Genomic DNA, 20,818 nt, shown 5'->3' on the forward strand with positions numbered 1-20,818 from the left:
CATTTCTGCACTGTGCTGATTCATTTCTGCACCATGCTGGTTCATTTCTGTACCGTGCTGGTTCATTTCTGCACTGTGCTGGTCCATTTCTGCACCAAGAGTTGTACCATGTAAAAAGTATAAAGACTTTTGGCATATGGTTTCTGCCTATTGCTTATCGTCTTTTAAGACTACATATAGCTATTGGTTAATGGTCGTCAATAGTTTTATAAGAGCTTTGCAAATAAAATCTTATGCGTTTGCCCCGTACCTTAGGTGTAAAGGTCTTTAAATCTTTTATATATTTGCAGTATGGAGCATTATATTTTTCCGATATTTTTATTGTTGTTGTTTTCGGTATTGTTCACGGGTAAATTTATGGAGCAATATCGTATTCGGCTGATCGGGGTACGGCAAGTGATTACCTTAGTAGGTTTGGTATTCTATGTTTTTTGGTTTACTAAAGGGTTTATTTCTGAAAACACAAAAGATGCATACAGTGTGGAGATAAGAAATAAGCTCCCCCAAGCCATAGATTTCTATCTGATAAAAGTAACCCAAAACTCTGAAAATCCTAGTACAACCGACAAAGAAACGCTCCATAGTGGTAAAATTCGTCCTGAGTATTACAGATTAGAAAGGCTTCAGATGAAAGATGCTCATGAATTATGGCTCATAGGTTTTTTAGGTAAAGATAATATGGTGTATTTCTCACAGCATATCATTTCTAATAAAAATATAGATGCCATTATTGAAGTAGAAAATTATTTATTAGGCTCCAAGCAGCTCTCTGAGGAGGGGAAAAAAGCGGTGAAAGCTCATATCTATACCAATAACAGAAATGCCATTTGGATTTCCCTCAGTCTATTGTTTATTTTCATTAATCTCTATGTACTCCCTAAAAAATGGGTAAAAAGGAAAGCGTTTTAGAATGACTTTTTCCTATCAAGTGGTTGTTCTCATTTGTATGTTGTGGTATTGCTTTTTGGAAAATGAATATTTTGAGAATATGTCCCCAAAAATTAGAAAACAATTCCTTATATCATTTGCTGAACAATAACTTTTGCCATTTCTTTAGGGGAAAAAGGATTTTGCTCCGTGATAAGGATACTTCCTTAAGTCATTAGGATAAAGGCTTTTTGGTAATTGGGATTGCGTTTTTTTTTCATGGGACAATACCCTCTTTTTTAGTATCATTTTTCATAATATTTTCTTTGGAGGTCGTAAGAATTCTAAAAAATCTAAAGGAATATTTCTGATAATGAAATAAATACAGAAAATAAAAAACAAACCTAAGATGAACCATTGTTTTTCAAATAAAGGAATTCTAAATTGCTGATAAGTGAATTTTTGTACGGCCAACTGAATGAGCATTAACATAATAATAGGGAGAAGAACCACAAATAGCGGATTGTATTTCAAAGCGGTGTATATATCTCCATGAAGAAGATAATGCGTAGCCCTTTGAGAGCCACACCCTGGACAATAAATACCTAGAAAAGTCTTCGTAGGGCAAGAGGGAAAAAAGGTAGATGGAGCGGCAGGATTGTAATAATAATACAATGCCACCAGTCCTCCTCCAATTATAATAAGGAATAAAAAAAGTTTTTTGTTTCTCATGGACTTTGGACGGCAGCTAGAAAAATGGAAAATAGTACGAATAACACATGCATTACAGCACCAACGATGACCCCAGATATACTCAGTTTTCTTGCAAGCTGTGCCGTTTCTATTGCTCCTTGCTGATCTCCTTTTGACCACTTTCTTTTTGCTTGGATAGCTTTGATAATAGCGAAAATTCCCAAAGGCTGACAGCAGAAGAGCGTAACAATAATGGCGGGAGCCAACTGATGATAAGGCATTTTCTCAGGAATTTCTTTTTGAGATGCTTTTTGCTCAGCGGTAGAAGAAGCGTATTTTTCTTGTGAAGTACCTTTTACTGTATCAGCATTTTCTTTTTGCTTTGTTTTCTTAGAAGAATGGCCTCTTTCGTCTTTCTGATAATCTCCTTCATAAGTATTGTACTCTCCCATCATTTTTTAGTTTTAAACAAAAATAAACAATAAATTTTACCCAAAAAATAGAGGCATTGTAAACTAAAGTAAATGAACGAAAAAATTATCCACGGTAATTCTTAGAATTTTCACGGAGTACAAAAACCTATTCTTTTTCATTAAAACATCCTTAGGATATCTTAATTATTATGTACTTTTGTAAACTTACAGAATCTAATCGTGAAGTCATTAAAAACACTTAATCCTTACTTTTGGAAGCATCGTGTGCTTCTTTTTTATGGCCTACTCTTCATCATAGCCAGTAATTTCTTCATGATATACAAGGTACAATTTATAGGCAAAAGTGTGGACGAAATAGCTGCCCATCCTGATATAGGTTTTAATCAGCAAGTATTGATTAATGTGGCTATTATAGTGGGGTCTTCATTGGTTACGGGTTTTTTTACTTTTATGATGCGGCAAACCATTATTGTGGCTTCTAGAAGAATAGAGTTTGAACTCAAAAATAAAATCTATCATCAATACCAAAATATGAGTATCACTCAGTATAAGAAAACCACCATAGGAGACCTTATGAATAGACTGAGCGAAGATGTAGTGGCGGTGAGGATGTATCTAGGGCCTGGCGTGATGTATCTTTTTAATCTCGGTATTCTCTTGATGATAACGAGCGTGTACATGCTCAGAACCGATGTAGAGATGACGCTGTGGACCCTGCTTCCTTTTCCTGTTTTGTCCTTTTTTATTTATAAAGTAAGTTCTATTATCAATAAAAAATCCAAAATTGCACAAAAAAGTCAGTCCAAGATTTCTACTTTCGTACAAGATAGTTTTTCAGGAATCCGAGTAATAAAATTTTTTGCTAAAGAAAAATACATCGCTTCTAAATACAACGAAAATATAACAGATTACCAAAAAAAAGCATTAGATTTAGCCAAAACAGAGGCTTCATTTTATACGATAATGTTATTCGTGGTAGGGCTTATTAATGTATTTATTCTCTATATGGGAGGGCAAAAATATTTGGTAGGGGAAATCTCTATTGGTAAAATTGCAGATTTTTTTATGTACATTAATATATTGATTTGGCCTTTTTCATTGGTAGGTTGGGTTACCTCTATTAACCAAAGAGCTGCCGCATCTATGGAAAGGATTAATGAATTTTTAGATGCAAAATCAGACATTCAGAATCATAATGAAGCCATTTATCCTATTCACGGAAAAATAGAATTTAGAAATGTGTCTTATACCTATCCTAATACGGGTGTAGAAGCGATTAAGAATCTCAGTTTTACCATAGAAGCAGGAGAAACCCTTGCCATTATGGGGAAAACGGGGAGTGGAAAATCTACCATTGTACTCCTACTCTGCAGGCTAATAGACCCTACGGAAGGTGAAATTTTAGTAGATGGAAAAAATCTGAAAGAACATAATTTAGATTTGTACCGAAAAAATATCGGTTTTGTACCTCAAGAGTCTTTCCTCTTTTCTGATACCATTGCAGAAAATATTGGTTTTGCCAAGGATAATCCCTCTCAAGAGGAAATCATCGCTTATGCTAAGAAAGCAGATATTCATAAAAATATTGTGGATTTTAAGCACGGATACGATACCATGGTAGGAGAAAGAGGCGTAATGCTTTCGGGCGGACAGAAGCAGAGAATTGCCATTGCCAGAGCTCTAATTACACAGCCTAAAATTTTGGTTTTCGATGACTCACTCTCTGCATTAGATACCGAAACGGAAAAAAATATCCTGAAAAATACCTTACAAGATTTCTCTAAAGTAACGGGCATCATCATTACCCACCGAGAAAGCAGTACTAAATTTGCCGATAAAGTACTGGTGTTAGAATGATATTATTCGTGTACAATGATTTTAGAAGTTGGAGATGAGATGTTAGAGATTAGAAGCTAATGGCTAATCGCCATCCGCCAAAAGCTGGAAGCCTTTTTTTTAAAAAAGCCTATTGCCTAAAGCTTATTGCCTATCGCCTATTTTCCTCTTTCTAATTTCCTAATATGGTTTTTCTGTGGGTAAATTCAAATAGTGCATAAGGAGAAAGCTCTGTACCATACCCCGAATTCTTAACGCCTCCAAATGGCATGCGTTCATCAGAACGAAATATTTGGTTCACGGCTACGCCACCGCTTTGCAAACGCTGAGCCACGGCTTTTGCTTTTTCTGTATTCTGTGTAAAAACTACATTTCCAAGTCCGTAGGGCGTATTATTGGCCAGTTGTACCGCTTTTTCTGCATTAGGTACCACGAATAGCATTCCCAAAGGACCAAATAATTCCTCTTGAGCCACAGGATTCTCTTCATTCATGAGTAATAATCCTGGTTCAAATGAAGAAGCGTCTAACCGTACCAATGGTAAAATGATTTTTGCACCATGGTCTAGGGCTTTTCGGTATTGAGCTTCCAGTTCATCGGCCAAGTCGGGTCTTGCCATTTTTCCTAAATGGGTAGAAGTTTGATATACATCTTGAGGGGAGTATTGTCTGTATTCACTGATTAATGCATCTACAAATTGCTCTGCAATAGTTTCCTCTACAATATATCTTTTAGAAGCCACGCAGGTTTGCCCTGTATTTTGGAGTCTTCCCAAAGCAGCAGCTTTTGCCGCTTTCTCTATATCAGCATCTTTTAATACGATGAATGCATCATTCCCTCCGAGTTCTAAAACACATTTTTTTAAATTTTGCCCCGCCCATGCAGCTATTTTTCTACCCGCTGCTTCACTTCCTGTAAGAGAAACGGCTTTAATAATGGGATGTGCTATAAGTTGCTCTACTTGTGTGTAATTGAGCTCGATATGAGTGAAAATGTGAATAGGAAAACCTGCTTTTTCAAATAACTTTTGAATTTGATTTCCACTTTCTAAACAGATGGAGGCATGTTTTAAAATCACCCCATTGCCTGATAACAGTGTAGGTACTGCAAACCTAAATACTTGCCAATAAGGGAAATTCCATGGCATGATTCCTAAAATTACTCCCAATGGTTCATGATGAATTTCGGAGATAGAAAATTCTGTTGGAACTTTTTCCACTTCCAAAACATTTTGAATATGGGCATAATACCGAATCATAGAAACGCATTTTTCCACTTCTGCTATAGATTGAGAGATGGGCTTATGCATTTCCGTAGTGATGGTATGAGCATGGCTTTCTTTTTCTTTTTCAAGAATTTCTGCCAAACGATGCAGTAATTGTTGTCTTTCTGAAAAGGAGACATTTCTCCACGCTTCATACGCCGATTGAGAGGCTTCTATATCCAAAGGGAAATTATATTGTGAACTCATTGTTTAATTGATTTTAATTGTGCATTAGCTATGCATAAACCATTCATTGACCAGTGAAGCGGCCAGTCGGGCAGTTCTATTGTCTATATCATACAGCGGATTTACTTCGGCTACATCTAATGCTTTCAGCTTATCCGATTGTAGAATATGCCTATACAGATGCATAAAAGCAGCATCAGTAAAGATACCATTGTACGCCAAGGCAGAAACTCCAGGGGCAATGGCTGCATTAAAAACATCCATACAAATGGTAATGTATAGCACATCTATTTCTGCTAAAAAAGCATCTATTTTGAGGTACAAATTCGGGAGATTTTCAAAGAACAACTCATCTGCTAAAATGTATTTCATACCCAGCTGATGGGCGGTATCAAATAGTAGTAAGGTATTAGAATTTCTTTGAATACCTATGTGTAGTGAAGCCCAATGATCTCCCTGTCCGATTTGATAAAATCCTGTTCCAGATGTTGCTTCCCCATTTACGGGCGTTCTATTATCAAAGTGTGCATCGAAATTAATGATACCTATTTTCTGATTCGGAAAGGCGGTTTTTATCCCTGAATAATGAGCGAAAGTAACTTCGTGTCCTCCACCCAAGACAATGGATTTCCCCCCTGCCATGAGCTTCTGAGCTACCGCCACAGCCAAATCATTTTGACTTTGTTCTAAATTACCATCCTTGCACGCTATATTACCAAAATCTTTGAGCGAAAAATGAGGCGTAGTTACGGGGAAGTTGGCCATAGATTTCCTGATGATATCTGGAGCTTGGGCTGCTCCTGTTCTGCCTTTATTTCTTCTTACCCCTTCGTCCACTGCAAAGCCGTGAAGAAAGAAATCCTTTTCTTCTACCACGCCATTCATTGTTACACTTTGAAAAAGCCTTGCTACCAATGGGTCATCGCCATCATTTCTACCTTGCCAAATTGTATTCATCATGTTTATATTTATCCGTTTTTGAGTACTTTTTTTCCTGAAATATACACCTCCGAAGGGAGTAATGTGCCTTGTCTATACAGTATGTTTTGGAAATTATCCGTAGGATAAATAACAAAATCTGCTTTTTTACCTTTTGCTAAAACTCCTCTATCCGAAAGTTCTAGTGCATGTGCCGCTCGGTAGGTAATTCCTGCCAAAACTTCCGCAGAGGAAAGTTTTTGATAAGTGGCCAAAATAGACGCTTGGCAAATTAGGTTACCCATCGGTGCTGAACCTGGATTCCAATCGGTGGCAATAGCGAGAATAGCTCCAGCATTTAAAAGTTTTCTAGCAGGTGTGAAAGGCTCTCCTAAGCCTAAACTAGCTCCAGGTAGCGCCACGGCTACGGTGTCTGATGCTGCCAAAAAAGTGATATCTTCTTCACTAGTGGCTTCTAGGTGGTCTGCGGAACTCGCTCCTACCTCTACCGCAATGCGAGAGCTGCCTGGCGTAAACTGATCGGCATGAACGGTGATAGAGAATCCTAGAGCTTTTGCTTTCAGTAAAAACGCTTTACTCTCCTCTGTCCCAAAAGCTGATTTTTCTATGAAGATGTCCACTCTTTGGGCGAGGTTTTCTGCCTTTACTACAGGTAAAATTTCATCTATGATATATTGTAAATAAGCTTTAGAATCTCCATTAAAATCTTTGGGTAATGTATGTGCCGAAAGACAAGTAGGGATAATGGTAGCGGTAGTTTTTTCTTGTGCTTTTTGGATTACCCTGAGCATTTTGAGTTCCGAATTTTTATCTAATCCGTAGCCTGATTTTACTTCTATAGTGGTAGTGCCCTGAGCGATAAGGAAATCTATTCTTTCTAGCATAGAATTTAATAGCTCCTCTTCACTGGCGGTACGCGTATGCTGTACCGAACTCCAAATCCCTCCTCCAGCTGCTGCAATTTCCAGATAGGTTTTCCCTGCATTTCTCATCGCAAAATCATTTGCTCTATTTCCCCCGAAACAAATGTGTGTATGGGCATCTATAAAAGCCGGAAGTGCTACAGAAGGGGTTTTTATTTCTTCTATTTCCGCATGAGGATACTGCGATTTTAGCTCTTCAAAATTCCCTGATTGGATGATATTGTTTCCCTCTAAAACCAAGGCTCCATGCGAAATAATTTCTAACTGTTCATCTTTTAAGCTCCCACGCAATGGCATTTTATCCAGCGTGAGCAATTGTGTAAAAGGTCCTACGATTTTCATAGCCGAAAGGTAGGCAAAAATCTATTTTCAGGCAAATTTTGTGTTAAAGAGCAACGATTTTAAAGTTTTCAGGTGAAGTTTTTGTTAGATATCCGAAGAGGGAAATTCTCAAAGTGCTAATGTTTTGAGAAGGTACACATAAAAGTACTCGGGTGAGTTTTCTCGTTGAAAAAATAAAAAAGGGGATGATTAATCTTTTGTCTGAGCTTTAGATGCTTCATTGTTTTGCTTTCTCCTCCCCAATTAAAATTCGTATTTTTGCCGCTTAAATTATCGGAAATATGTTATCAGTTCAGGGCTTAGGCTTGCATCATTCGGGGAATTATTTGTTTAGAGATGTAAACTTTACCATCAAAAAAGAAGATAAAATAGGTTTGGTAGGGAAAAACGGTGCAGGGAAATCCACTTTGCTTAAAATGCTTTCGGGGGAAATAAGCTTCTATGAAGGGAATGTTGTTCCTGAAGGGAATATTACGATTGGTTTCCTGAAACAAGATTTGGATTTCGTGAAGGGACGAACCGTTTGGGACGAAACCATGCAGGCTTTTGAGCAAATCAATGCTATGAAAGCGGAACTGGAAGAGGTAAACCATCAACTTGCCACTCGTACCGATTATGAAAGCCAGGCTTACCATGACCTTATCCACCGAATGACCGAACTAAATGACCTGCTGCACCACCATGATGCCTATAATCTGGAAGGTGATATGGAGAAAGTATTGCTTGGGCTGGGCTTCAAGGCGGATGATTTCAATAAAATTACCGATGAGTTTTCGGGCGGTTGGCGTATGAGAATTGAGTTGGCGAAGCTTTTACTTCAAAAAAATGACCTTATGCTCCTCGATGAGCCTACCAACCACCTTGATATGGAGTCCATCATTTGGTTGGAAAATTTCCTGAAAGATTACCCAGGGGCTATTGTTTTGGTGAGCCACGATAAACAGTTTATGACAGCGGTGTGCAACCGAACTTTTGACATCAACAATAAAAAAATTGACGATTATAAGGCAAATTATTCTAAATACCTCACCCTAAGAGCCGAAAGAAGAGAGAAACTGGAACAAGCCAAGAAAAATCAAGATGCGGAAATTAAGCAAATGGAAGATAATATCAACCGTTTCCGTGCATCGGCTACCAAAGCGAGTTTTGCCCAATCTTTAATTAAGAAACTAGAAAAAATAGAACGAATAGAGCTGGATAATGAAGATGTTTCTAAATTTAATATTCGTTTTCAGCAAAGTGTAGTGCCTGGAAAAGTGATTTTTGAAGCGGAAAATCTGGGGAAATCTTATGGTGATAAAAAAGTTTTTGACCAAGTGGACTTCTTCGTGCAGAGAGGACAAAAAATAGCACTCCTCGGGCAAAATGGACAAGGGAAAACCACTTTGGCAAAAATCCTTGCAGGAGAAATTAAGGACTATACGGGAAGCTGGACGCTGGGACATAATGTGAACATCGGCTATTTTGCCCAAAATCAGGAGGAAGTATTGAATCCCAATAAAACCGTTCTGGAGGAAGCCGAAGATGCTGCCACGGAAGAAACCCGCCCAAGAGTGAGAGATTTGCTGGGAAGTTTCCTTTTTCAGGGGGATGCAGTAACCAAGAAAACCCGAGTGCTTTCGGGAGGGGAAAGAAACCGTTTGGCATTATGTAAATTGCTCCTTCGTCCGTTCAATACCTTGATTATGGATGAACCTACCAACCACCTCGATATTCAGTCTAAGGAAATCATTAAACTGGCTCTGCAAAATTATGACGGAACGCTCATCGTCATTTCCCACGATCGAGAGTTTCTCCAAGGGCTTTGTGATAAAATTTTTGAGTTCCGAGATGGTAAAATGAAAGAATTCCTAGGCAATATAGATGAATATCTAGAGTTTCGCCAAAAGGAAAGCATTAGAGAAATCTCTGCTGAAAAAGCAAAATTAGAGATAAAAAACAAGGTACAAGATACGAGAGAAGAAAAGCCATCTGCTAATAGCCAAAAGCCAGTTGCCATTAGCAAAGAGCAAAAGCAGTTGCAAAACAAAATAAAAAAGGCGGAAGAAAAAATTGCGGACTATGAAAAGGAAATTGCAACGCTGGAAGAGATTTTTAGCAAGGTAAACCCTACCGATGAGGAACTGGTAAAATACAACCAACTGAAACAAGAACTCACAGAAATAATGGAGGAATGGGAAACGCTGATGATGGAAATGGACATGTAGTTTATTTTTTTAGTACTTTTGATGGATTAATTAGAATAGCAATGAGTAGAATAAAAATAAAAAATTTTGGTCCTATAAAAGAAGGATTAAAAGACAATGATGGGTGGGTGGATATAGAAAAAACTACGATCTTCATTGGGAATCAAGGAAGTGGTAAAAGTACTATCGCTAAACTTATTTCTACTTTTACTTGGATGGAAAAGGCTTATTATAGAGGTGATTATGATAATAAATGGTTTTCAAGGAAGAATAAATTAAAAAATCAATTTTTGAATTATCATCGTCTAGAAAATTATCTTATAGAGAAAAATGGTAAAACAATTTCTGAAATAGAATACGAAGGAGATGCTTGCCGTATTACCTTTAAAAATGATATTTTAAACATTGAAAAACTTGATAAAAAGTATGCTCTTCCCCAAGTTATGTATGTCCCTGCCGAGAGAAACTTTATTGCTTATGTAAGGACTGCAAAAGAGTTAAAAGTTTCTTCAGATTCTTTTCAAGATTTTAATGCAGAATTTGAAAAAGCCAAAAAAAATATCAAACAAAAACTAAAATTACCTATCAATGATATTTATTTGGAATATGACAGATTAAATGATGTGCTAAATATTTCGAATGAAGAGGAATATAAAATAAAATTGTCCGAAGCTTCTAGTGGCTTCCAATCCTTAGCTCCTTTATATCTTGTTTCTAAGTATCTAACGGATAGAATAAAAAAAGGAATAGATGACAAAGAGGAAGGTATGAGCTCTGACGAGAGAGAGCGTTTTAGAAAACAGGCATTAGATATTTACTCTAATAAAGACTTGACAGAAGAGCAGAAAAGAATTCTTGTTTCAGAAGTAGCTTCTCGTTTTAATAAGTCTTCTTTTATTAACATTGTAGAAGAACCAGAGCAAAATCTTTATCCAACTTCTCAGCAAAAAATGTTCAATAGCTTGATGGAATTCAACAATAGTAACGAAGCTAACAAACTCATCATCACAACGCATAGTCCATACCTTGTTAATCATATCGGAATTTTAGTTAAAGCTGGAAATTTATTAGAAAAATACAGCTCTATAGAAAAAAAAATTAACGAAATAGTACCTACAAAGTCAGCCATTAAAGGGAAAAAAGTTGCTATTTATGAAATGAATTTAGACGGAAGCATAGAAAAATTAGGAAATTATAATGGCATTCCTGATGACGATGATTTCTTAAACCAAGAACTCGTACAAAGTAACGAGGATTTTGCACAACTTTTAGAAATTGAGTAATAAATTAGAAATGAAAATTGACTTTTTTAACACTAATTGTAATAGCTTTTCATCTAAAAAAGAATTTGGATTGTGTGATGACCCACCACCAGCAAAAAATCCTGCCTATATAGATGAAAAAAATGGACAGAATTGGATTGCTGTAATAGAAAATCACCATCAAACAAAGGTTCATTTTGTGGCTATTGACAACTGCATTACTCTAAAAAGGGATGATGGTACAGATGTCTCAAAATGTGATGGGTTACTCTATTTTGATGACACCATTATTTTTGTTGAATTGAAACAAAGAGGGGGGAATCCTAAAGGCTGGAAGGAGAAAGCTGTAAACCAACTTAAAGAAACAATAATTCTTTTTGAACAACAACAGGAAGCAAAAAAATTTAAGATTAAAAGAGCATATACTTGTAATAAAAAAGTTAGAAAATCAAATGAGAAAAATCAAAATAGAATGGAAAAGTTTAAGGATGATACAGGTTATGTTTTGAGTATTCAGCAAAGAATTGAAATATGATAATTTCACAATCTCCATAGACTAAAAGACATCGTCCTCTGAACTAGGACGGTGTCTTTTTTAACGGACTTTCTGAGGAAGCTAAATCTTGAACTAAACGAGAAAGTTGTATTTTTTAGCCGGTATAGAATGTGGTTTTTAATATAACAAATCTCTTTCTATATGATTGTTCTCTTTCTTTATCTTCTCTTTCATTTTGTGTTCCCTTTCTCGAATGATTTTATTTATATCTAATGGATTTCCATTGGCATCAAAAATTTTTCCTGTGTCCATTCTCATTACTATTGTTGGATCTTTTCGGTGTTTCTGAAATTGTTCCCTAAATTTTTCTAAGGTAATCTCTACCGAGTTTTTGGATAGTTTAGTTGGGTTTTTATCCAGTTCTATTTTAGGCATCGGTTTTATTTCCAACAGTGAAAATCGGTGAGTTTTTGTGGTGTCTTCCATTTCTACAATGAGCCCAGGTAAGCCATGAAACTTATAAGGACCTTCTTGTAGGGGGATATCTTTGGTAAACCATGCCTCCCAATTTCTTCCTGCAAAAGTTACTTTCGCTTTCTGTACCTCCCAGTTGTTCACTTTTTTAGTTTCTGAGGTCAGATGCCAGTGAAGTTTTCTTTCGTCTTTCACTTTATAGCTCGTTCCACCAACTCTTGTGTGGAGGAAAGTAACATAGTGCGGATAGTACTTTGCTATTTTATCTCTTACTTCTCCTTTTTTCATATCAGAAGTAATGGTAATGCTATTGCTTGTTTTCATTTGTCTTATAGCACTTTCAAACCTTAAACTATCTGATTGGGCTACCGCTTCACTATAAAATTCTGAATGATGACTATAGATATCCAGCACCATTCGTTCTATGATTTTACTATTTGTATCTGTGCTATCTTTCAGGAATTGGTAATCATAGATGATGCGTGTGTTTTGTGCTGGAATGAATATTCCGATATACAAAAAAAGGAAGAAAACGATTTTTTTCATTATAAGATGATTTTACTTTGCTTCTTTACTTTCTACTTTAACTTCTGGTGTATCTCCGTTTTTAAAAACTGATATCCTTTTAATTTTATCAACAGGGTATTTATTGAGCTCTTCCCTTGAGATTTCTTTGCCATCAAGGGTGTATAGGACATTTTTTGAGAAAAAGGTATTAGGATAGGTTACATGATTATGTGCTCCTATTTTATCTGAGGAAGACTTAGGTAAACCTTTCTTTTGAATAGCATTTACCATATCTTTTTCTATCTGTATCATACTTTTTTCCATCTTTTCCATGTTTTCTTCCATTTGCTTCATATCCTTTTCCATTTTTTCCATGGCTTTCTCCATCTGCTTCATATTCATGTCACTTTGTTCATATTGCTTTTTTTCTGCTTCATGCTTTTCAGCTTTTGCTTCAAGTTGTTTTTTCTCAGCTTCAAGTTGCTTTGCTCTTACTTCAATTTGCTTTCTTTCTGCTTCATATTGTTTTTTTGTTGCTTCATGTTGTTTAGCTTTTGCTTCATGTTGCTTTTTTTCCTTCAAAGTATCCATTTTTTTTAGGAATGATTCGTTTTTTAACTCAGAAAATTGTGTTGAAGCCGATTTTTCCATCTCTTTTACAATGATTTTCGCTTTGGTGTTCAGGCGGATGATTTCTTTGTTTTTTGCATTAACCAAATAAGCAAAACTGATGATGAAAAGAATAGGTAGTGCTAATAATTTTCTTAGGTAGCTGTGTTTCGTTTTTGTTTTTGTAATCATTTTTAATCTTTTTTTAATGTTAGACGATAATAATAAATGGGCGGCTTGCCACTGTGTTCCAGAGAAATGACTTGCTAAGAGCATCTGTGCAAAGGCTTGGGTATCTTTTTCTTTTACGGCTTGTTGGTCTGCCAAATATTCATGGATGAGTCCCATTTCTGTTCGGATGAGCCAAAAAAATGGATTACACCAAAATACCGCACAGATTACTTCTAAAAAACATTTGTCCCAACTGTGTTTTTGCTCTATATGTACCATTTCGTGCTTTAGAATTTGCTGTCCTAAATCTGACGAAAGAGGAATAGTTTTTTTCCAAAATAAATTTTTGAAGAATGAAAATGGAGCCTCTTCTAACTCGGTGAGGTAAAATGAAATTCCGTTCCACTGCTGGCATTCGTGATGTTTTTTTAGTTTCAAAATTTGCCATATTCCGATGAGAAATTTTATTGATAAAAACAAAGCTCCGAGGCCTAATCCTATAAAAACTATCGAAATAAATCTTGAGGACTCATTCATTACCGTGCTCAGCTGGGCAGGCTGTAGTGCATCAAAAAGCACCAAAACTTCTTGGCTTACTTCTATAGTGAAATAGTCAATTTTTAGCCATGGTAATAGCAAGGAGACCAGCACTGAAGCAAGGAGATAAAATCTATTGTAATGGTGGAAAGTCTTATCTTTTAAAAAAATGAAATAGTAGCCAAACAAAATGGCTGAGCAAATGATAACTTTTAGTATATGGAGAGCGAGGGTTTCCATCAGCGTTTATTTTTAAGTTCGTGAAGTAAAAGTTCTAAATCTTCTACCGTCAGTTCATTTTTCTCTACTAAAAATGAAACGGCATTTTTGTAAGATCCTGAGAAATAATTCTCTACCAATCCGCTGAGTGATTTTCCGCTGTACTGCTTTTGGGAAATCAGGGGAAAGTATTCATGCTGTCTTCCTTGTAGGGTATAGTTTACATATCCTTTTTCTATTAGGATTTTTAGGATGGTGGATACGGTATTGGTATGTGGCTTAGGAGTAGAGAATTGCTCTAGGATGTCCTTTAGAAAGCCTTTTTTTACCGTCCATAGGTACTGCATCACCTGTTCTTCTGCTTTTGTGAGTGTAGGAATTTTAGGATTCATATTTTTTAAAAAAAAGTTATCACTAGTTTTATAGTGATACAAAGATAAAAATATTTTCTAATTGTACAACTATTTTTTTAGTGATAAAAATATAATGGTCATTTTTAGGATGTAGATGGAGTTTATGATTTCCTTACAATAGGCAAGATTTCATTAGGATTCAGCCCGAATTTTTTTTGATTTTCTGGAGAGAATTTTTTTGAATAAAAATTAATTTCTGTTTGGAATCCAGCTGTTTCTAATCGAGTAAAAAAATCCATTCCGTACCAGCGTACATGGTCATACTGTCCGAAATGTTTTTGTCTTTCTTTGGGCTCTGTGATAGTAAAATCTTCATAAGTGGTAGGAGAATGAATCTTCATAGGCACCTGTAAAATTCCCCAGCCTCCAGGCTTCATTACTCTGTATAGTTCGCTCATGGCTCGGGCATCATCTGGAATGTGTTCTAATACATGATTACAAAAAACAACATCGAAACTGTTGTCTTCAAAAGGTAAGTTTAAAATATCGGCTTTCACATCTACGATGGGAGAAAATAGATCTGCTGAGATATAATTAAGGTGAGGCATTTTCTTAAATCGTCTCAGAAATTCTTGTTCAGGGGCAATGTGAAGTACTTTTAGTTTTGCCGAGAAAAAATCCGTTTCATTCTGGAGGTAAAGCCACATTTGTCTGTGTCTTTCTAGGCTAAGTGTTCCTGGAGAAAGGGCGTTAGCTCTGGCTTTTCCATAGCCATAGGGAAGAAATTTGCGATAAGATTTTCCATTGATAGGGTCTGTAAATTGGCTACCTTGAAAGAGGATATTCATTAACGGTCTCGCCCATAGGCTTATATTGATTAGCCAAGGTCTTGGAAATAAGTTTAAAAAAAACAGAGCAAATTTTTTCAAAATAACAGTTTTTTTAATCAAAGTTTCTGTAATGATAATAATACGCCTTAATTTATCAATAAAACCATTAAAAAAAGCAGCGTTTCAGTCATTTGAAACGCCACTTTTCATCTTATGAATAGAAATTATTTTTTAATAAATTTCTTTGAAACTTTTCCTTTTTTAGTAGAAACAGTGATAATGTAACTTCCTTTTTCAAGGTGATTTACATTCACTTGGTTCTCTTTTAGGTCAGCATTCATTCTTCTACCTGTCAGGTCAAAAATAGCTACACCATTTACTTTCTCATCAGATGAGATGTGAAGCATATCTGTGGTAGGATTTGGGTAGATGGCAATAGCAGTATCATTCCCTACAGTTTCTTTTACGCTAAGAGCTGCCTCGTTATTGATGGCAATTCTGTCAATGTATCCATCTCCATTATAGTTATCATGAACAAAGTCTATTCTGTTCAGCTGGGTAGAAGTGCTTAAATGAGCAGCTGTATGGATCAGGGTGTTATTGAGATAGTATTCTACACCATTCGTTGTACCTACAATTTTTACACGATACCAAGTATCGGCACTCCAGTTAGCAGAAGTGTTTACCAAGCCAGTTGTTGGCATGTCAGCTACTTTTATAGCACCATCATAACTAAAATCGATATAATAGACAATAGAAGCAGGAGTGCTTGCTGTATTGATACCACGGAAAACAAAATCCGAGCTATTATTACTTTGCAAGTTAACTCTTACATCAAAAGATACAGTAAAATTGGTGGCATCTAGTGGGGAAGTGATGGCTTTAAAAGCCCCAACAACAGGGTTCTGTTGTGCACCGTAAGCTGATTCTTTTGCAATTTTTAAAGATTGTACTCCATCTGAATATTGCTCTGCGGTTACTAATTGTCCTGCAATATTAGGATTTCCAGGTCCAGTAGAGGTAGTAGTCCATCCCTGCTGTCCATCTATGTTTCCAATTGTGTAACCTTCAGATCCCTCAAAAGAAATGAGCTGTTGAGCGGAAAGTAGTGATCCTAGCACTACCATTCCAGATAATAAAATTTTCTTCATAATAAAATTGTTTTTATATTGTGGTACCAAATATATTAAATAATATTAATATTCCAAATAATTTGAAGAAAAAATGTTTAAAAAGATACTGATTATTTTTTGATGACTTTATGTTATGACACTAGTAAGCTGCATCCTCGTAGGTCTGAATGGTCTATTCTCCCTAAAATTTCAAAAGCAGAGTGAATGCTTGCAGGGTGTTTTGGGGTTCCTATTTTTCCTAAATCTTGGGTAGCGATGAAGGCACAGCTATTTTTATTAGCAAGGTCAATGATGTTTACCCCTCCTGTCCTTCCTTTTTCTAAGTAAACAAAAGGGTTTTCAAGGCTACGAATCATAATTTTCATCCAATTCGGAGAAAAATAAGTATTCTCTCCTATAGAATAAGCTTGGCTAAGAAGTTCAGTCATACTGTATTCTGAGAAAACATTCAAAGTACGATATCCTTCCTGAAAAGTTTTTAGAAGCTCTTTCTTAGTCATTTCTGTTTTTCTCCCTTTCATCCCTCCTGTTTCTATGATGTGCAGATGCGGGAGAGACAATGTGAGCTGGTGTTCATATAGAAAATCTAAGAAATCCAACAAAGCGAAAGAAACGCCAAAAAGTAGAATCTTCTTATCTTGATGTGTATTAAGCATATTATATAATGCCTGATGGTCATAAAGGAAATATTGGTTTTCTGGTTTTCCGCTTTTTTTCATCAAGAAATCTACCATGTAAATAAGTGATGAATGTGGATTTTCTGAATAATTAGGAAGTAGTCCTAAAATAACATAATCTTCAGGTTTTCCCATAAAAGCTTGAAAACTATGTAAAATACTTTCTTCATACAGTATAAAATCTGTGATATAATGTTTAGAACGAATGAGCATATCGGCAGTTCCGGAGCTTTGAAAAAAATCTTTTGGTTCAAAATTTTTATGAATTACCGTATGTTTTTTAAACATTTCTATTGGGAGAAAGGGGATATCTTGTATTTTTAAAATATCTTCTCTTTTTTTGCCCAAAAAATCTACGAATTTTCTGTAAATTTCTATGTTTTCGTATTGATAATGGAAGGTTTCTAAAGCGATTTTTTCAAAATCTTTTTCGTCTTGAATGGTAGAAATGGTATTCACAAATACAATTATTAAGAATGAAAAAATAGATTAATTCATGGTGATATCTTCTGGAGCATTAGCCCAAAGTAAATTTTCGCCACCTAAATTTTGCATCAGATTTTTCCAGAGTGTATCATCTTCTTGAGCTGTATAGTCAAAAGAAGGATCATCAATGATATTCCAAAAATTATTGGCCACTTCATTGTCTAGCTGATTACGCTCCCATCCAGAGTAACCCGTAAATACTTTTATATCATCTGTGTTAAGTTGATTTCTAAGTATATCATCAATGATATTTTCCATTTCTTGGGTGAGGTAAAAATTTTCATTTAAGGCAAGGTGGCTATCTCTGTGAGGTACTCCTTTTACGATGAAAAAAATCTTGCCTATTTCCACGGGACCTCCTTCATAGACATCTATTGAGGTATGGAGTAGGCCTGTAGCGGCGGATGATAATGCTGGATTTCTCTTGTTAAGGATCAGTCCGAAAGCCCCTTCTTCATTATGTTCTATGATAAGGACTACCGCTCTGGAAAATATATCACCAGAAATACTGGGTTTGGAGATTAATAGCTTACCTTTGTACGAAGTTTTCATTGTTCTACATTTAACAGAATTAATACTATGGAAAATTTACATGACCACCGCCAAGTATATGCCAAAGATACGCTATTGGAGCAAAATGCCAAAGAAAATCCTATGGAGCAGTTCAGAAATTGGTATTTAGAGGCAGAGGAAAATCCAGCGATAGCAGAAGCCAATGCCATGTCTGTATCCACTATAGAAGCAGATGGATGCCCAAGGACGAGGATGGTGCTGCTCAAGTCTTTTGATTGGGAAGGTTTTGTTTTTTATACCAATTATGATAGCCGAAAAGGGAAAGCTATAGCAGAAAACTCTGCGGTATGTTTGCATTTTTTTTGGCCAGGATTAGAGAGGCAGGTGATTATCAAAGCTCGTTTAGAGAAGATTGCTGAAAATCTGAGCGATGGTTATTTTGAATCTCGACCTAGAGGCAGTCAGTTGGGGGCAATGGTTTCTCCTCAGAGTCAGATCATTCCTGATAGAGCGTTTTTAGAGGAAAAATTACGAGCATTAGAAAAGGAAATGGAGGGCAAACTTCTGGTGCGTCCAAAGAATTGGGGAGGCTTTAAGGCAATACCTTATGAAATAGAATTTTGGCAAGGCAGACCTAATAGACTCCATGATAGATTGCTGTATGTTTTAGATGAGGAGTACAATTGGGATAGAGTCCGTTTAGCACCATAAAAAAGCTGTCCATTTTTTGGACAGCTTTTTTGCTTTGTGAAAAGTAATCTTTACTTTTTCTTTTTCTTAGCATCTCCAGCAGCTACTGCTTCAGCAAACTCTGTTCCTGGCTTAAATTTAGCCACCATTTTAGCAGGAATGTTAATAGGTTGTTTTGTAGCTGGGTTGATACCTTGTCTTGCAGCTCTTTCTGATACTGAGAAAGTCCCGAATCCGATTAAAGAAACTTTACCATCTTTTTGTTTTAATGTTTCTATTACATTTTTAGTGAAAGATTCAAGTGCAAGTTTTGCTGCTGCTTTGCTGATGCCCGCATCTTGTGCCATCGCATCAATGAGTTCTGTTTTGTTCATAATTGTTTATTTTTAAATAAATAAATATAGTGTCTGTGTAGGCAAATATATAAATAAATCTGAATTGTGCAAATAAATTTTCTAGAAAAATCATTTTTTAGAATCGAAAATTATTTTTTCTATGAACTCACATCGTAGGATAGTAAAGCTACCTCCATTTATTGGATGAAAGTGTCCATTTAAGAAGTGAAAAAATAAAGTACAATTACTCTTTTTGTTAAGAATCTTTAAATAAGGTTATTACAAGTGTTGTGTTTAATCAAGTTTTAGTGTTTTCGGTACTTTGTTGAAGCGATTTCGAATTTTCTTAAAGTTAAAAAATTAAGCAAAATCAAAAGTTTAATACGAATTCAGAGAAAAAAATAGGTGACTTTTCTTTTGTCCCTCGCTTTCGTTTTTCTAAAAAATAATACATTTGCACCATGTTAATAGAAGTATTTAAATCAAAAATTCATCGAGTAAAAGTTACCGAATCCGATTTGAATTATATAGGAAGTATTACTGTGGATGAAGACCTGCTAGATGCTGCAGGGATATTGGTGGGAGAAAGGGTGTATATTGTGGATGTGAATAATGGAGAGCGTTTTGATACTTATACCATTCGTGGCAGAAGAGGCTCAGGGGAAATTTGTCTCAATGGTCCTGCGGCAAGAAAAGTACACAAGGGAGATATCATTATCATCATTGCTTATGCACAGATGACCCCAGAAGAAGCTAAAAACTTCCAGCCGAGAATCATTTTCCCTAATGAGAAAACAAATCTATTAACTTGATTTTCATGGTAAAAAAGATTATTACCGTAGTACTCTCTGTTTTAGTAGGAGTATTCTTTATGTGGTTAGCAACCCGAGGATTAGATTTTAAAGAAATCCAAAATTATTTCGCTAATGCAAATTATTTTTGGGTAGCTTTGGCGGCAGTTTTTGGGCTTTTGGCTTATTGGTTTAGAGCCGTTCGGTGGAATATAATGTTCGAGCCTATGGGGTATCGGTTTTCGGTTTCTAATTCTTTTTGGTCTATTTCTTTTGGTTACCTTATGAATCTTACCATTCCTAGAAGTGGAGAACTGGCAAGGGCTACGGCACTGTATAAGGTGGAGAAGATACCAGTAGAAAATTCCTTCGGCACTATTGTTTTGGAACGCATCATTGATTTACTATGTATGATGCTTTTTCTCATTTTGACTTTTGTATTAAAATCTGATGCCATTCAAGCGTTTTGGCAACAAGCCCAATCAGGGAGTCAAAACGGAACTTCTTCATCGCTGGGCTATGGGATAGCAGGAATAGGATTACTCGGTGCTATATTGTTTTTTTCTCTTCGGAAAAAATTGGAGAAAAACTCTTTTTTTGCTAAGATATACAAGATTGTAGATGGATTATTAGATGGGCTCTTATCTATTTTTAAACTTAGAAAACCAGGTGTATTCATCTTTCATTCCTTGATGATATGGGTATGCTATTATTTGGCGGCGTATTTGGTATGCTTTGCATTGCCAGAGACGGCTCATTTTAGTATTGCTGATGGGTTTTTCCTTATAGTGGTGGGTACTTTTGGAATGATGGTGCCCGCTTCGGGAGGAATAGGAGCGTTTCATTTTGCACTGAAAATAGGTGTGGGAGCCTTATTTCTATCTATGGGAAAATCTTTTGAGGAAGGAGCTCAGGTGGGGTTAGCATATGCTTTTATTTCCCATACCATGCAGCTGGTCATTATGCTTGTGATGGGGCTGATTTCCATCCCGATGTTAGCAAAGGCAAAAAAGGAGGAGGCTTAATTTTTTCCAAAACTTTGTGGTACATTCGCTAACTTTTTAG

At 36.0% G+C, this 20,818-nt stretch carries 21 protein-coding genes; 8 read left to right on the plus strand and 13 right to left on the minus strand.

Going from position 1 to position 20,818, the window contains the following annotated elements; translation table 11 throughout:
* Positions 1-357 precede the first annotated feature (357 nt).
* A complete protein-coding gene (locus tag HMPREF9699_RS04210) occupies positions 358-909 on the plus strand; it encodes a hypothetical protein (protein ID WP_002662682.1) in 552 nt (183 codons plus the stop codon).
* A 270-nt stretch (positions 910-1,179) separates the two neighbouring features.
* Here HMPREF9699_RS04210 and HMPREF9699_RS04215 read toward each other — a convergent pair whose 3' ends face one another.
* Both HMPREF9699_RS04215 and HMPREF9699_RS04220 read right to left on the minus strand, forming a co-directional pair.
* Positions 1,180-1,599: a DUF2752 domain-containing protein gene (locus HMPREF9699_RS04215; protein WP_002662684.1), complete on the minus strand. Its 420-nt coding sequence runs from the start codon at positions 1,597-1,599 to the stop codon at positions 1,180-1,182.
* Complete coding sequence (locus HMPREF9699_RS04220; RefSeq protein WP_245946063.1) at positions 1,596-2,015, minus strand: CD225/dispanin family protein; 420 nt, start codon at positions 2,013-2,015, stop codon at positions 1,596-1,598. The genes HMPREF9699_RS04215 and HMPREF9699_RS04220 overlap by 4 nt, the downstream gene beginning before the upstream one ends.
* A 198-nt stretch (positions 2,016-2,213) precedes the next feature.
* Here HMPREF9699_RS04220 and HMPREF9699_RS04225 point away from each other — a divergent pair, with 198 nt between their 5' ends.
* Positions 2,214-3,851, plus strand: a complete 1,638-nt coding sequence (locus tag HMPREF9699_RS04225; protein WP_081580579.1) for an ABC transporter ATP-binding protein — start codon at positions 2,214-2,216, stop codon at positions 3,849-3,851.
* Positions 3,852-4,002: 151 nt separating this feature from the next.
* On the opposite strand, the gene HMPREF9699_RS04230 is transcribed toward HMPREF9699_RS04225, so the two are convergent.
* Genes HMPREF9699_RS04230 through hutI form a run of 3 tightly spaced genes read right to left on the minus strand, consistent with a single transcriptional unit; the run spans position 4,003 to position 7,484 of the window.
* Entirely contained in the window at positions 4,003-5,301 is a 1,299-nt protein-coding gene (locus HMPREF9699_RS04230; protein ID WP_002662689.1) for an aldehyde dehydrogenase family protein, read from the minus strand.
* 24 nt (positions 5,302-5,325) lie between these two features.
* Positions 5,326-6,237: a formimidoylglutamase gene (gene hutG, locus HMPREF9699_RS04235; protein WP_002662691.1), complete on the minus strand. Its 912-nt coding sequence runs from the start codon at positions 6,235-6,237 to the stop codon at positions 5,326-5,328.
* 11 nt (positions 6,238-6,248) lie between these two features.
* Positions 6,249-7,484: an imidazolonepropionase gene (gene hutI / locus HMPREF9699_RS04240; RefSeq protein ID WP_002662693.1), complete on the minus strand. Its 1,236-nt coding sequence runs from the start codon at positions 7,482-7,484 to the stop codon at positions 6,249-6,251.
* Between the two features lie 281 nt (positions 7,485-7,765).
* Between hutI and HMPREF9699_RS04245 the strand changes: the two genes are divergently transcribed.
* The 3 genes from HMPREF9699_RS04245 to HMPREF9699_RS04255 are packed head-to-tail and all read left to right on the plus strand — an operon-like array spanning position 7,766 to position 11,467.
* Positions 7,766-9,691, plus strand: a complete 1,926-nt coding sequence (locus HMPREF9699_RS04245; RefSeq protein WP_002662695.1) for an ATP-binding cassette domain-containing protein — start codon at positions 7,766-7,768, stop codon at positions 9,689-9,691.
* The gene (locus HMPREF9699_RS04250) at positions 9,658-10,953 is read left to right on the plus strand and encodes an AAA family ATPase (RefSeq protein ID WP_002662697.1); all 1,296 of its coding nucleotides are present in this window, start codon (positions 9,658-9,660) and stop codon (positions 10,951-10,953) included. Before HMPREF9699_RS04245 ends, HMPREF9699_RS04250 begins: the two co-directional genes overlap by 34 nt.
* A 10-nt stretch (positions 10,954-10,963) precedes the next feature.
* The gene (locus HMPREF9699_RS04255) at positions 10,964-11,467 is read left to right on the plus strand and encodes a hypothetical protein (RefSeq protein ID WP_002662699.1); all 504 of its coding nucleotides are present in this window, start codon (positions 10,964-10,966) and stop codon (positions 11,465-11,467) included.
* A 138-nt stretch (positions 11,468-11,605) separates the two neighbouring features.
* Here the strand turns inward: HMPREF9699_RS04255 and HMPREF9699_RS04260 are convergent, their stop codons facing one another.
* The 7 genes from HMPREF9699_RS04260 to HMPREF9699_RS04290 all read right to left on the minus strand — a co-directional run bounded on the left by HMPREF9699_RS04260 (position 11,606) and on the right by HMPREF9699_RS04290 (position 17,976).
* Positions 11,606-12,448: a GLPGLI family protein gene (locus HMPREF9699_RS04260; protein ID WP_002662701.1), complete on the minus strand. Its 843-nt coding sequence runs from the start codon at positions 12,446-12,448 to the stop codon at positions 11,606-11,608.
* A gap of 12 nt (positions 12,449-12,460) precedes the next feature.
* Positions 12,461-13,966: a M56 family metallopeptidase gene (locus HMPREF9699_RS04265; protein ID WP_002662703.1), complete on the minus strand. Its 1,506-nt coding sequence runs from the start codon at positions 13,964-13,966 to the stop codon at positions 12,461-12,463.
* Positions 13,966-14,337, minus strand: coding sequence for a BlaI/MecI/CopY family transcriptional regulator (locus tag HMPREF9699_RS04270; RefSeq protein WP_002662704.1), 372 nt, complete (start codon positions 14,335-14,337; stop codon positions 13,966-13,968). The genes HMPREF9699_RS04265 and HMPREF9699_RS04270 overlap by 1 nt, the downstream gene beginning before the upstream one ends.
* A gap of 122 nt (positions 14,338-14,459) precedes the next feature.
* Positions 14,460-15,227, minus strand: coding sequence for a class I SAM-dependent methyltransferase (locus tag HMPREF9699_RS04275; RefSeq protein ID WP_002662706.1), 768 nt, complete (start codon positions 15,225-15,227; stop codon positions 14,460-14,462).
* A 125-nt stretch (positions 15,228-15,352) separates the two neighbouring features.
* Positions 15,353-16,279: a T9SS type A sorting domain-containing protein gene (locus tag HMPREF9699_RS04280; protein WP_002662707.1), complete on the minus strand. Its 927-nt coding sequence runs from the start codon at positions 16,277-16,279 to the stop codon at positions 15,353-15,355.
* A 113-nt stretch (positions 16,280-16,392) separates the two neighbouring features.
* A complete protein-coding gene (locus HMPREF9699_RS04285; RefSeq protein WP_002662708.1) occupies positions 16,393-17,397 on the minus strand; it encodes a long-chain-fatty-acid--protein ligase in 1,005 nt (334 codons plus the stop codon).
* Between the two features lie 30 nt (positions 17,398-17,427).
* Positions 17,428-17,976: a YqgE/AlgH family protein gene (locus HMPREF9699_RS04290; protein WP_002662709.1), complete on the minus strand. Its 549-nt coding sequence runs from the start codon at positions 17,974-17,976 to the stop codon at positions 17,428-17,430.
* Between the two features lie 27 nt (positions 17,977-18,003).
* On the opposite strand from HMPREF9699_RS04290, the gene pdxH reads away from it, so the two are divergent.
* A complete protein-coding gene (gene pdxH, locus HMPREF9699_RS04295) occupies positions 18,004-18,648 on the plus strand; it encodes a pyridoxamine 5'-phosphate oxidase (protein WP_002662710.1) in 645 nt (214 codons plus the stop codon).
* 50 nt (positions 18,649-18,698) lie between these two features.
* Here the strand turns inward: pdxH and HMPREF9699_RS04300 are convergent, their stop codons facing one another.
* A complete protein-coding gene (locus HMPREF9699_RS04300) occupies positions 18,699-19,001 on the minus strand; it encodes an HU family DNA-binding protein (protein ID WP_002662711.1) in 303 nt (100 codons plus the stop codon).
* A gap of 422 nt (positions 19,002-19,423) precedes the next feature.
* On the opposite strand from HMPREF9699_RS04300, the gene panD reads away from it, so the two are divergent.
* Both panD and HMPREF9699_RS04310 read left to right on the plus strand, forming a co-directional pair.
* Positions 19,424-19,774: an aspartate 1-decarboxylase gene (gene panD / locus HMPREF9699_RS04305; protein ID WP_002662712.1), complete on the plus strand. Its 351-nt coding sequence runs from the start codon at positions 19,424-19,426 to the stop codon at positions 19,772-19,774.
* A gap of 5 nt (positions 19,775-19,779) precedes the next feature.
* On the plus strand, positions 19,780-20,778 hold the full coding sequence (locus HMPREF9699_RS04310) for a lysylphosphatidylglycerol synthase transmembrane domain-containing protein (RefSeq protein WP_002662713.1): 999 nt from the start codon (positions 19,780-19,782) through the stop codon (positions 20,776-20,778).
* Positions 20,779-20,818 lie beyond the last annotated feature (40 nt).

The organism is Bergeyella zoohelcum ATCC 43767 (assembly GCF_000301075.1).
GTDB lineage: Bacteria > Bacteroidota > Bacteroidia > Flavobacteriales > Weeksellaceae > Bergeyella > Bergeyella zoohelcum.

What these genes read in the sequence shown, in the direction of transcription:
- HMPREF9699_RS04210 (WP_002662682.1), top strand. Translation starts at nt 358, where the DNA reads ATGGAGCAATATCGTATTCGGCTGATCGGGGTACGGCAAGTGATTACC.
- HMPREF9699_RS04215 (WP_002662684.1), bottom strand. Translation starts at nt 1,599, where the DNA reads ATGAGAAACAAAAAACTTTTTTTATTCCTTATTATAATTGGAGGAGGA.
- HMPREF9699_RS04220 (WP_245946063.1), bottom strand. Translation starts at nt 2,015, where the DNA reads ATGATGGGAGAGTACAATACTTATGAAGGAGATTATCAGAAAGACGAA.
- HMPREF9699_RS04230 (WP_002662689.1), bottom strand. Translation starts at nt 5,301, where the DNA reads ATGAGTTCACAATATAATTTCCCTTTGGATATAGAAGCCTCTCAATCG.
- hutG (WP_002662691.1), bottom strand. Translation starts at nt 6,237, where the DNA reads ATGAATACAATTTGGCAAGGTAGAAATGATGGCGATGACCCATTGGTA.
- hutI (WP_002662693.1), bottom strand. Translation starts at nt 7,484, where the DNA reads ATGAAAATCGTAGGACCTTTTACACAATTGCTCACGCTGGATAAAATG.
- HMPREF9699_RS04245 (WP_002662695.1), top strand. Translation starts at nt 7,766, where the DNA reads ATGTTATCAGTTCAGGGCTTAGGCTTGCATCATTCGGGGAATTATTTG.
- HMPREF9699_RS04250 (WP_002662697.1), top strand. Translation starts at nt 9,658, where the DNA reads ATGGGAAACGCTGATGATGGAAATGGACATGTAGTTTATTTTTTTAGT.
- HMPREF9699_RS04255 (WP_002662699.1), top strand. Translation starts at nt 10,964, where the DNA reads ATGAAAATTGACTTTTTTAACACTAATTGTAATAGCTTTTCATCTAAA.
- HMPREF9699_RS04260 (WP_002662701.1), bottom strand. Translation starts at nt 12,448, where the DNA reads ATGAAAAAAATCGTTTTCTTCCTTTTTTTGTATATCGGAATATTCATT.
- HMPREF9699_RS04265 (WP_002662703.1), bottom strand. Translation starts at nt 13,966, where the DNA reads ATGGAAACCCTCGCTCTCCATATACTAAAAGTTATCATTTGCTCAGCC.
- HMPREF9699_RS04270 (WP_002662704.1), bottom strand. Translation starts at nt 14,337, where the DNA reads ATGAATCCTAAAATTCCTACACTCACAAAAGCAGAAGAACAGGTGATG.
- HMPREF9699_RS04280 (WP_002662707.1), bottom strand. Translation starts at nt 16,279, where the DNA reads ATGAAGAAAATTTTATTATCTGGAATGGTAGTGCTAGGATCACTACTT.
- HMPREF9699_RS04290 (WP_002662709.1), bottom strand. Translation starts at nt 17,976, where the DNA reads ATGAAAACTTCGTACAAAGGTAAGCTATTAATCTCCAAACCCAGTATT.
- pdxH (WP_002662710.1), top strand. Translation starts at nt 18,004, where the DNA reads ATGGAAAATTTACATGACCACCGCCAAGTATATGCCAAAGATACGCTA.
- HMPREF9699_RS04300 (WP_002662711.1), bottom strand. Translation starts at nt 19,001, where the DNA reads ATGAACAAAACAGAACTCATTGATGCGATGGCACAAGATGCGGGCATC.
- panD (WP_002662712.1), top strand. Translation starts at nt 19,424, where the DNA reads ATGTTAATAGAAGTATTTAAATCAAAAATTCATCGAGTAAAAGTTACC.
- HMPREF9699_RS04310 (WP_002662713.1), top strand. Translation starts at nt 19,780, where the DNA reads ATGGTAAAAAAGATTATTACCGTAGTACTCTCTGTTTTAGTAGGAGTA.